The sequence below is a fragment of the Streptomyces sp. CNQ329 genome, from assembly GCF_000482585.1.
This window is the reverse complement of the sequence record NZ_AXVU01000030.1, coordinates 80093-90228: the sequence shown is the minus strand read 5'-3', so window position 1 is coordinate 90228 and position 10136 is coordinate 80093. Positions and strand designations below refer to the sequence as shown.

Here is a 10136-nt window from a genome sequence, read left to right as displayed (position 1 = left end):
ACGGGGCAGCCGGCGGTGCTGATGACCGGGACTTACTGTCAGAGCAGGCGCATACCCTTGGGCGGGCGTGAGGGGACGTGCGGTTCGAGGCGAACGATGGAACCCCCGGCACCGGCACCGGCACCGCCCCCGGGCGCTGGCGGCTCCCCGTGCCACCGTCTGCCTCGTCGCGTACCCCGCGTGCACCGGTCCGGTTGGCGGGCTGCCGTCCGCCCGGCGTGTGTCCCGGCCCGGCGTCGCGCACCCGACGGGCCAGCCGCCGGCGCCGTGACTGGCCGGGGCATCGGCGGGTTCTCGGGCACTGGCTTCGACGCGGGGTCGGGGTATCGGCGGGTTCTCGGGGATCTGTTGTCGACGGAGCCGGGGTGTCTGCGGTTCTCGGGGACCCGGCCACGTCACGGACCGTGGCATCGGCGATTTCTCTGGTACCCGGCCACGACACGGACCGCGGCACCGGCGCCCCCGGAACCCGCCCCACCCCCGGACGTCCGTACCCCAGCACCCACCGCGGATCCGGCCAACGTCGGCGCCGGCCCCGCCCCAGCCCCTCCCGATCCGCCACCCCCTACGCGCCACCCACCCGGCGCCCGCCCTGTCTGCCTGCCCTGCCCTGTCTGCCTGCCCTGTCCTGTCCGCTGGCCCTGTCCTGTCCGCTGGCCGGCCCTGTCCGCCGCCCTGTCCTGTCCGCCGGCCCGCCTTCGTCGAAAACCCGGCGACACGCCCCGGCGCCCCGCGCTACCGTCCGGGCCATGTCGCCTGGTCTCGAACGTCCTCCCCTCCTCGCCGACGAACGCACCGCGCTCACCGGCTGGCTCGCACTCCAGCGGAAAATCCTCCGATGGAAATGCGAGGGCCTGAGCGAGGAAGACGCCCACCGCTCCGTCGTCCCCACCTCGCCGCTCATGACCATGGCCGGGCTCATCGCCCATATGCGCTGGGTCGAGCACTCCTGGCTCGAGGTCCTGTTCCTCGGCGGAGACAGCACGTCGAACCCGTCCTTCGACGAGGCCGCACCCGAGGACGCCGACTGGTTCACCGACGGCCGCACCCTCGCGCAAGTGATCGCGGACTACGACGCCCAATGCGTCCGCAGCGACGACATCATCGCCGCCGCCTCCCTGGACGACGTCGCCCGCCAGACCGACTTCCCGCGGAACCGCGCCAACCTGCGCTGGATCCTCATCCACCTCATCGAGGAGACCGGGCGCCACGCGGGGCACGCGGACATCGTGCGGGAACTGCTCGACGGGACCAAGGGGTATTACTAGGGCCGCAGCAAGACCGCGCCGTCTGCCCCGACCATGGTCCTCCCGTGGCAACGGGGCCGCCGACCCGCCCCCCACCCCCCCAACGTCCGAAGTCAGCCCGGCTCCAGACCTGAGGCCGGCACCGGCCCTGACTCCAAACCTGATGCAGGCCCTGACTCCGGGACCCGATGCCGTCCCCGGCCCTCACTCCCGACCCGATGCCGTCCCCGTCCCCGTCCCCGGCCCGGGCATGGCACCGGCCCCGGCTCCACTCCCTGCGCCGGTCTTCACGCCCTCCCCCTGTCAGTCCTGATCGCTAGGCTCCCGCCGCATGACCATGATCTTCGACGTCTTCACCGAAGCGACCCGCGGCACCACCCTCTCCGGCACCGTGCAGTACCGCGATCCCGACAATTACGGGTTCGACCAGGGCCCCGCCTTCGGACTGCAACTCATCATGGACGCCTGGAGTCAGGGTGGCGACTTCGGTGCCGGGCCCGTATCGGCCGCGACGCAGGCCGAGTTCGAGGAGCTCTTCGAGCTGTACTCCGGCTCGAAGGCGCGGATCAACAAGAAGGGCTATCTGCTGAAGGACGGCTCCACCGAGGTGCGGATACCCCGTGTGAAGGCGGAGGAGTTCTACAAGGGCCGCCTCGACCCCTACGGCGGGCGGGGTTTCTCCGACGGAGTGCACTACCTCTCACTCATCCCGGAGCCGGGCGGTTTCGCCCGCCGTACCGAAGAGATCATCGTCTCCTGGGAGATCGTCGAGGACGACGCCGGTGATCTCGACGGGGACAGGGGGACGTCCGCCTCCTTCACCCTCGAAGTGAGCGATCCCCGTTACCTGGAGCATTTCGCCAAGAACGCGTTCTTCCAGACCGCCTTCACGGGTCACCTGCCCGCCTCGTAGACCCGATCGGTTCGGCGCAGGACAGGGCACCGACGCGGACGGCCCCGCCCCGCCCGGCACCCCTGCGCCGACTCGTCGCTCCCGCGCCCTCGTCCCCGACCGACCCGGGGACGAGGGCGCGGTGTCCGCAAGGGGTGGCCTCGCTGGTCGCGGTGCTGACCTGGATTGCCGTCTTTCCCCCGACTTCTTCTGTCGGCCCGGCGACAGCGTTCTGCCGGTTCCGGCTCCCCCGTAGATACTTCCGCCGTTCTCGTGCTCCCAGCATCGGTCACACGCCTTGTGCCGTACTGGAGAGCGAATAGGTGCCGACTAGGGATTCCCCTCTGCGGCGACCGGCGCATATAACCCGCTTTGAACCTGCCCGCCGCCAAGTCGGCGCCAAGTGGATTCACAGTCCGCCCACGTACGCTCCGAAATCTTCTCGGAGAGCCGTGCGGGAGGGGGATTCCCGCTCGGCGTGGACGCTCTCGGCGGAATGGCCAACCGGATTCGTTCAAGAACCACGTTGACGCCTGCGGACGAATGCTCCAAACTCGGTTGATACCCTGAGATCACGGACTATCGGCAGGAAATCGTCCAGGCGTCTGATCCCCTGACCGAGTCGATCCGGGAACCGAGCGGCGGCGCGTGCCGCCGCTCCTGCTTGCTCCCCCGCCGCCCTGGTATGCCCGTGGGCGGCGGGGTGTTCACGTTCTGCCCCCAACGAGGAGAGAGATGACCAAGAAGCTGTACGCAGCCGTCGTCACCGCCGCCGCGGCCGCCGCCGCGCTGCTGGCCGCCCCGGGTGCGTCCGCGCAGGCGGTGGCCGACGGCTACGACCGCTGTCCGGCCGACCACTACTGTCTGTTCTCCGGCCTGGACGGCACCGGGGACATGGTCGCCCTCACGGACGACACCCCCGACCTGGCCGCGGTCGGCATGGACGACCGCGCCAAGTCGGACTGGAACCGCACCGGTTCCTGGATCAACCTGTGGTCCGACGCCGACTACACCGGCTGCATGGCCGTGACCAGCCCCGGTGGCCAGGGCAACTTCTTCTCGTCCTTCCAGGACTACTTCAGCTCGGTCGCGATCGACGAGCCCAACGGCATGTCCTGCTGACGTCGCCCGCGGGGGGCGGGCTCGTGCGGGCCCGCCCCCGCCCCCGGAAGCCGCCCCGGCCCGGGGCCCCCGGGACCCGTCCCCGGGCCGGCCCTCTAGCGTTCCCGCATGGCGTTCTGGCGGCGTAGCAGGAGACGGAAGACCCCGAGCAGCGGCGGCACCGGGCACCTCTCGGTCAACGTGCTCGACCCCCGCAAGCCGGGGCCTGCCGACCGGCCCGGGCTGCTGCTCGGCGAGCGGCGGCTGCCGCGGATCACGGTGTCCAGCTTCACCGACCGGCTCGCCGACCACGCCCGGTCGCTCCATCCGCCCGGCACCGGTCCGGTGGCCGTCATCATGCAGCACCGCACGTTCGCCGAGGACGACAATGTGATCTTCATGGGCTTCGCCGGTCGGCCCGGGATCGTCGTCCGGATGACGCCTCGGCTGCGCGCCGACCTGTACGACCTGGGCGAGGCGATCGTCGGCGACGGCGCGGAGCTGTACGTCGACGCGCACGAGGGGTTCCTGCGCGCGACGCTCGTGCTGCCCGCCACGACGGTCGAACTGGACACCGGGTTGCTGGTCCGGGAGGGCAACGTCCAGGAGTTCCTCGCGGCCGCGTACGCGACCGAGACCGTTGAGCTGCACATCCAGCACAGCACCCACGACCGGCTGTTGAACTACACGTGCGCGGCCCCCGGCATCCGGGCGGCGCTCGACGAGGGCTTCGACCTCTATACCCAGCCCCCGCCCGCCGATCTGCGGTCGAGCCTGCTGGCGGTCAACGACAGCCTGAACCCGGCCGTGCGCGTCCCGCTCCGGGTCACGGGGAACGCCGACCTCGCCCTTGAGTACGAGGTGGAGGTCTGACCCCGCCCCTGCCCGCCCCGGCCCTCCGGCCGGGCATCCGGCGCCGCCCCCGGCTCACCCCGGCCCGTAGCGCAGGACGCGGGTGGGCAGGACGCTGCACCGCGGGGGAGTGGAGGCGGCGGGGCCGCCGTTGATGCGGTCGATGAGGAGGCGCGCGGCCTGCCGGCCCATGTCGTCGGCGTCGTACGACACGATGGTCAGCGGCATCCCGAGGACGTCGGCGAGGTCGAAGTCGTCGAACCCGGCCAGCGCGACGGGCAGGTCGAGGGCGCGGACGGCGCGAATGGCGCCCTGAGTGAGGCGGTTGTTGGTGCAGAAGACGGCGGTGGGGGCGGTCTCGGGCCGCGGGGAGCCCTCCCGCGCGAGCAGGCTCCGCGCCGCGCGCTCCGCCTTCGCCACGTCCGTCAGCCCGCGCCGTACCAGCCGCTCGTCGGGCTCGACGCCGGCTTCCTCGTGGGCGGCGCGGTAGCCGCGGTAGCGCTCGGCGCCGGTGTGGATCGACGGCGGGTTGCCGAGGAAGCCGATCCGGCGGTGCCCGGCGGCGAGGAGGCGGGCGGTGGCGTCCCGGGCACCGCCGAAGTCGTCGACGAGGACGCAGTCCGCCGCCATGCCCGAGGGCGGCCGGGAGGCCAGCACCACCGGCATGTCGCGCAGCGCCGCGGGCGTGAGGTGGCTGTGGCTGCCGCCCGCCGGAACCACGATCATGCCCGCGACCTGACGCGACGCCAGGTCCTCCACCAGTCCGCGCTCGCGGTCCAGTTGCTCGCCGGTGTTGCTGAGCAGCATGCTCAGCCCGTGCTGCGCGGCGACCTCCTGAACGCCGAGGGCGAGCCGCGAGTAGAAGGGGTTGGCGAGGTTGGTGACGATCAGCCCGATCATGCCGCTGCCGCCGAGCCGCAGGCTGCGCGCGGTCGCGTTGAGCCGGTAGCCGAGGTCGTCGACGGCGGCCAGGACCCGCTTGCGGGTGGTCGCGGCGACCCGGGCGTCGTCCTTCAGCACCCGGGAGACCGTCATGGTGCTGACTCCGGCGCGGTTGGCGACGTCACGCATCGTCGGCGCGCCGGTGTCGCCCGGTCGCTGCTGGGCCATGCCCGTTCCCCTCCACCCGCTCCGCCCCCGGTGTCCGTGGTCCTCCGGGGGCCCGAACCCGCCAATTCTAGGGACGTGCCGCCCGCGGGCCCGCAGGGCTGGTGGTGGGGCGGATGACGGCGCGCGCGATAGTGGCGGGGTGATCCGCCTCCGCATCCGCCGGCCCGGCGCCTTCCTCGCCGGCGCCGCCGCCGTCGTGGCCGCCGCCCTGCTCGCCGCCCTCCTCGTCGCCCTCCGCGGCGACGGTGACGGCGGCGCGGCGCGCAAGCCCGCGCTGCCTCCGCCGGGTGCCGGGGTCGATTACCAGATCGGCGGCGCGTACGAACCGCCCCCGGGTGCCGGCGTCGTCGTCCGCGACCGCCGCGACGCCCCCGCCCCCGGCGCGTACAACGTCTGTTACGTCAACGCTTTCCAGGTCCAGCCGGGCGCCGAGGACGAGTGGGATCCCGACCTGCTGCTGCGGGACGCCGCGGGCGACGTCGTCTACGACGAGGACTGGGGCGAGGCCGTGCTCGACCTGCGCACCGCGGGCAAGCGCGAGCGCATCGCGGCGAAGGTCGGCCGCTGGATCGACGGCTGCGCCGAGCGCGGATTCCAGGCCGTCGAGCCCGACAACCTGGACACGTACACCCGCTTCCCGCGCCTGCTCACCGCCGACCACGCCCGGTCGTACGCCGCGCTTCTCGCCGACCGCGCGCATGGCCGCGGGCTGGCCGTCGCGCAGAAGAACACCGCGGAGTTGGCCCCCGACCGGGCGCGTACCGGGCTGGACTTCGCGGTCGCGGAGGAGTGCGGGGAGTACGCCGAGTGCGCCGCCTACGCCGAGGCGTTCGACGACCGGGTGCTGGTCGTCGAGTACACGCCCGGCGGCCTCGCCGCGGCGTGCCGCGAGTGGGCCGGCCGGCTGAGCATCGTCCGCCGCGACCGCGCGGTCTCGCCGAAGGGCGCCGCGGACCACGTCCGCGAGACCTGCTGACCGACGGCCGCTTCCGCCTGCGCGGCCCCCGCACCCGGCTCCGCCCCGGACCCGGGCTCGGACGCCGGTTCCCGTTCCCGCCCCCCACCGTCAGTGCCGTCGGGTACCCGTGCACCGTGACCGCCGTCGCGGAAGCGCCGTTGCGGTCGTGCCGCCCGCCGACTGCGAGGTGCGCGGCTGCGGGCTCGCGGCGAGGGTGGTGAGCAGCGCCGTGCCGGTGCGTCGCCCACCTGCATGGACGCGTGGTACGCCGCCGGGGCCGCGCCGCTCTCGTGCGGGCGCCGGGACGGCGCGACCCCCGCGGGTGAGCCGTCTCTGCTGTCGGCGTAGCGGTGCTGCGCCGGGCCGGGATCGGTGCTTGGGTGCGGAGATGGACATTCTCGTGCTGGGCGGTACGGCCTGGGTGGGCCGGGAGGTGGCGCGGCTGGCGCTCGGGCGGGGGCACCGGGTGACCTGTCTCGCGCGCGGCGAGAGCGGCGGGGTGGCGGACGGCGCGGACCTGGTCGTCGCCGACCGGCGGGAGCCCGGCGCGTACGACGCGCTGCCGGCCCGTACCGCGGACCGCCCCTGGGACGCCGTGTTCGAGGTGTCGTGGCAGCCCGGCTTCGTCCGCGGGGCCCTCGCCGCGCTCGCCGGCAGCGCCCGGCACTGGACCTACGTCTCCTCCGGCAACGTCTATGCCGCCCACCACAGCCCCGGCGCGGACGAGTCCGCGCCGCTGATGGAGCCCACCGACCGCGACGAGGTCGGCCGCGAGCTGTACGGCGAGGCCAAGTCGGCCTGCGAGCAGGCCACCCGGGAGGCGGTCGGCGACCGGCTCGTCATCGCCCGCGCCGGCCTCATCGGCGGCCCCGGCGACCACACGGACCGGACGGGCTACTGGGTCGCCCGCGCCGCCCGCGCTCCCCGGAGCCCCATGCTCGTTCCCACAGGCCCGCACCTGTCGACGCAGGTCGTGGACGTCCGCGACCTCACCTCCTGGCTGCTCGACCGCGCGGAGACCGGCGCGGTCGGCACGTACGACGCGGTCGGCCCGGTCCTCCCGCTCGCCGACTGGGTCGGGCTCTCCCGTGAGGTCGGCGGGCATACGGGGCCGGTGGTGGAGGCCCCGTCCGCGTGGCTGCGCAGGCAGGGGGTGGAGCAGTTCATGGGGGAGGAGTCGCTGGCGATGTGGCTGGACGAGCCGGGCTGGGAGGGTTTCACGTCCCGCAGCGGCGCCGCGGCGGTGGCGGCGGGGCTGACGCACAGGCCGCGCGCGGAGCTGCTGGCGGACACCCTGGCGTGGGAGCGGGAGCAGGGGCTGGACCGGCCGCGGCGGGCGGGGCTGAGCCCGGAGCGGGAGCGGGAACTGCTGGCGGCGCTGGCGGCGGCGGAGTGAGCGGCGGGGCCGCGGGGCCGGCCGGGGCCGCACGGCGGGGTGAATCCGCGCTCGGGGTGAACCCGCGCCGATGCCGGTCACGTCGTCCTGTGCGTACGGCTCGAAGGCCACCCAGTCGCCGTCGTCGGCGAAACCCGACCGTGGCACCGCCCTCCGCGCCGCCGTGGGGCGTTCGGGTCGTGCGTTCAGGGCGCTCGTTCACAGGACCCGGAGGACCGTGCCGCCGCGCAGTCTCGGGGTGAACGCGGCGTGGAAGATCGTGGAGGCGGCGCCCACCGCGGCGGCCTCGGGGCCGAGCACCGACCGCTCGACGTCGACGTGCCGCAGACGGCGCGCGGTGGGGAAGTCGTTGACCATCTGGCCGATGCGGGACAGGTACAGCGGTGCGGCGGCCTCGGTGAAGAACGGCCCGCCGAGGACGACGAGGTCGATGTCGAGCAGGTCCACCAGGCTCGTGACGCCCTGCCCGACGGCCCGCGCCAGGTCCCGTAGGGCGGCGGTGGCGGCCGGGTCGCCGGCCGCGGCGGCCTCGGTGACGGCGCGGTAGCCGGCGGTGGTGCCGGCCGCGGCGGCGTCGAGCGGGAAGCCGTGCCGGGCGGCGAGCCGGGAGAGCCCGAGGGGCGGGTTGCACTCGGGCAGCACCTCGGGCCGGCCGCCGGGTTCGGTGCGGCCGAGGGCGACGGCGCATAACTGCCCGAACTCGCCGGCGTTCGCGCTGGTGCCGCGGTGCAGGCCGCCGTTGAGGTACAGGCCGGAGCCCACGCCCGTGCCGAGGTAGACGTAGGCGAAGTCGCGGTCGCGCCGGTCGCGGCCGATCCACCGCTCGCCCGCCGCCGCGGCGGTCGCGTCCTTCTCCATGATCAGCGGGCACTGGAAGTGGTCCTTGAGGAGGTACAGCAGCGGCAGGTCCGTCCATGCCGACATCAGCGGCGGGTCGAGCACCGTGCCGGAGTCGGTGTCGACGGGCCCGGGGACGGCCACGCCGATGCCGAGGAACCCTCCGGGCCGTACCGCGCCGCGGGCGTCGGCCAGGACGCCGCGGCCGAGCCGGGCCACCTGCTTGACCAGCACGTCGGGGTCGGTGGTCGGCTGGACGGGCCGGGTGCGCTCGGCGACGATCGCGCCGTCCAGGTCGATGACGACGGCGGTGAAGACCTCCGGGTCGATGTGGACGCCGACGGCGTGCGCCGCCTCGCCGCGCAGCCGCACGGGGGTGCGCGGCTTGCCGGGGGTCGCCTGGCGGCGGTTTGCCTCGACGAGGATGCCGCGGGACAGCAGCGAGCGGGCGATCCGGGACACCGACTGCTGGGTCAGGCCGGTGCGGTGGGCGATCTCGCCGCGGGTGACGGTGCCGGCGAGGCGTACGGCCTCGATGACGACGCACTCGTTGAACGAGCCGAGGTCGATGTGGTTCGCGCCGCCGGCGGCCTCCCGCCGGGGGCCGCCGGCCGTGTCGTCGCGGCGGGTGCGGGGCCGGGGCGGGGCGGCGTGGCTGGCGATCGACTCGCGGAGCCACTGCAGCGGCTCGCTCGCGGGGCGCCGGGCGTACGCCTCGACGGCGCCGGCGAGGTCGCGGTAGACGCGGCGGGAGGATTCGGGGTGGCGGGAGCTGTCGAGGGCGACGAGGGCGCGGAGGTAGCTGCGCCAGGTGCAGGTGGCGGGGATGCGGTGAAGGGTGGCCGGGGGAGAGGCTTCGGGCCGGATCTCGGGGGGAGCGGCGGGGGTTCCGGCGGCGTCCGCGGCGGGCGGGGAGGCGTGCGGGTGGGCGTCGGCGGCGTCCGAGGTCCAGAGCGTGAGCGCGTACAGCTCGATACGGGGATGGCGCCTGCGGGCCCTGGCGAGGAACGCGGCGAGCGCGCGGTGCGGCGCCGGCGGCCGGCTTCCGGCGACGGCGCCGGGCAGGGCGGCGCAGGCGCGGTCGAGCCCGGCGAGCACGTCGGCGCCCACGGCGCTGCCCGCGGGCCGCGGCTGCGCGGCGGCGCCGGGCCGGGCGCCGGCGAGGAGCACGGCGCCGTGGGCGTCCGCGTACAGGCCGACGACCCAGACGTCGGAGCCGGGCAGCGGCGGGTCGGCGGGCGGGTGTTCCGACCAGCGGCGCCGGATGGCGGCGACGGTGGCGTGGGACAGGCCCAGTTCGCGGCCCACGGCCCGGGAGGCGGTGGAGCCGTCGGGGGCGAGGAGCGTACGGGCGAGGACCTCCGCCTCGTCGACGGTGGCCGGCCGCCCGGGGCGGGTGCGGTGCCGCAGCCCGGCGATGCCCTCGTCCGCCCACTTGTGCCGCCAGGTGCCGACGGTCTGCCGGGAGACGCCGAGCCGGCGGGCGATGTCGGTGTCGCGCATACCCTGCCCGGCCAGCAGCACGATCCGGGCGCGCAGTTCGAGCGCCCCGCCCTCGGCAGCCCACTGCCGCAGCAGACCGGTGTCCTCGGCGGAGGGGCGGGCGGAGGGAAGTGCGGCAGCGGTGACGGTCGCCTGCTCGTGGGGGTGCATGGCGGGTGCCTCCTGTGCGGCTCGTGTCGCACATGTAAAACCACGGGTGTTATGAAGTCAACGCCTCCAAAGGTCCTTTTGCTTGTCTGC

At 74.5% G+C, this 10136-nt stretch carries 8 protein-coding genes; 6 read left to right on the top strand and 2 right to left on the bottom strand.

All coding sequences use genetic code 11. The features are described 5' to 3' along the window. The first annotated feature begins 749 nt into the window (after nucleotides 1-749). The 4 genes from I003_RS0120555 (at nucleotide 750) to I003_RS0120540 (ending at nucleotide 4113) form a co-directional block, all read left to right on the top strand. The gene (locus I003_RS0120555) at nucleotides 750-1268 is read left to right on the top strand and encodes a DinB family protein (RefSeq protein WP_027773231.1); all 519 of its coding nucleotides are present in this window, start codon (nucleotides 750-752) and stop codon (nucleotides 1266-1268) included. Between the two features lie 310 nt (nucleotides 1269-1578). After that, entirely contained in the window at nucleotides 1579-2160 is a 582-nt protein-coding gene (locus tag I003_RS0120550) for a hypothetical protein (protein WP_027773230.1), read from the top strand. 714 nt (nucleotides 2161-2874) lie between these two features. Then, nucleotides 2875-3261 carry a peptidase inhibitor family I36 protein gene (locus tag I003_RS0120545; protein ID WP_027773229.1) on the top strand — a complete coding sequence of 129 codons (387 nt, stop codon included), beginning with the start codon at nucleotides 2875-2877 and terminating at the stop codon, nucleotides 3259-3261. Nucleotides 3262-3369: 108 nt separating this feature from the next. Beyond that, nucleotides 3370-4113, top strand: a complete 744-nt coding sequence (locus tag I003_RS0120540; RefSeq protein WP_027773228.1) for a hypothetical protein — start codon at nucleotides 3370-3372, stop codon at nucleotides 4111-4113. 54 nt (nucleotides 4114-4167) lie between these two features. Here I003_RS0120540 and I003_RS0120535 read toward each other — a convergent pair whose 3' ends face one another. Then, on the bottom strand, nucleotides 4168-5202 hold the full coding sequence (locus I003_RS0120535) for a LacI family DNA-binding transcriptional regulator (protein WP_027773227.1): 1035 nt from the start codon (nucleotides 5200-5202) through the stop codon (nucleotides 4168-4170). Between the two features lie 139 nt (nucleotides 5203-5341). Between I003_RS0120535 and I003_RS0120530 the strand changes: the two genes are divergently transcribed. Together I003_RS0120530 and I003_RS0120525 are read left to right on the top strand one after the other, a co-directional pair. Then, a complete protein-coding gene (locus I003_RS0120530; protein ID WP_027773226.1) occupies nucleotides 5342-6178 on the top strand; it encodes an endo alpha-1,4 polygalactosaminidase in 837 nt (278 codons plus the stop codon). Nucleotides 6179-6548: 370 nt separating this feature from the next. Then, a complete protein-coding gene (locus tag I003_RS0120525) occupies nucleotides 6549-7556 on the top strand; it encodes an oxidoreductase (protein WP_027773225.1) in 1008 nt (335 codons plus the stop codon). Between the two features lie 198 nt (nucleotides 7557-7754). Here I003_RS0120525 and I003_RS0120520 read toward each other — a convergent pair whose 3' ends face one another. After that, on the bottom strand, nucleotides 7755-10046 hold the full coding sequence (locus I003_RS0120520; RefSeq protein WP_027773224.1) for an ROK family protein: 2292 nt from the start codon (nucleotides 10044-10046) through the stop codon (nucleotides 7755-7757). Between the last annotated feature and the right edge of the window lie 90 nt (nucleotides 10047-10136).

Coding starts and splice junctions, on each gene's coding strand:
- I003_RS0120525 (WP_027773225.1), top strand. CDS start 6,549: ATGGACATTCTCGTGCTGGGCGGTACGGCCTGGGTGGGCCGGGAGGTG.
- I003_RS0120545 (WP_027773229.1), top strand. CDS start 2,875: ATGACCAAGAAGCTGTACGCAGCCGTCGTCACCGCCGCCGCGGCCGCC.
- I003_RS0120520 (WP_027773224.1), bottom strand. CDS start 10,046: ATGCACCCCCACGAGCAGGCGACCGTCACCGCTGCCGCACTTCCCTCC.
- I003_RS0120555 (WP_027773231.1), top strand. CDS start 750: ATGTCGCCTGGTCTCGAACGTCCTCCCCTCCTCGCCGACGAACGCACC.
- I003_RS0120550 (WP_027773230.1), top strand. CDS start 1,579: ATGACCATGATCTTCGACGTCTTCACCGAAGCGACCCGCGGCACCACC.
- I003_RS0120535 (WP_027773227.1), bottom strand. CDS start 5,202: ATGGCCCAGCAGCGACCGGGCGACACCGGCGCGCCGACGATGCGTGAC.
- I003_RS0120540 (WP_027773228.1), top strand. CDS start 3,370: ATGGCGTTCTGGCGGCGTAGCAGGAGACGGAAGACCCCGAGCAGCGGC.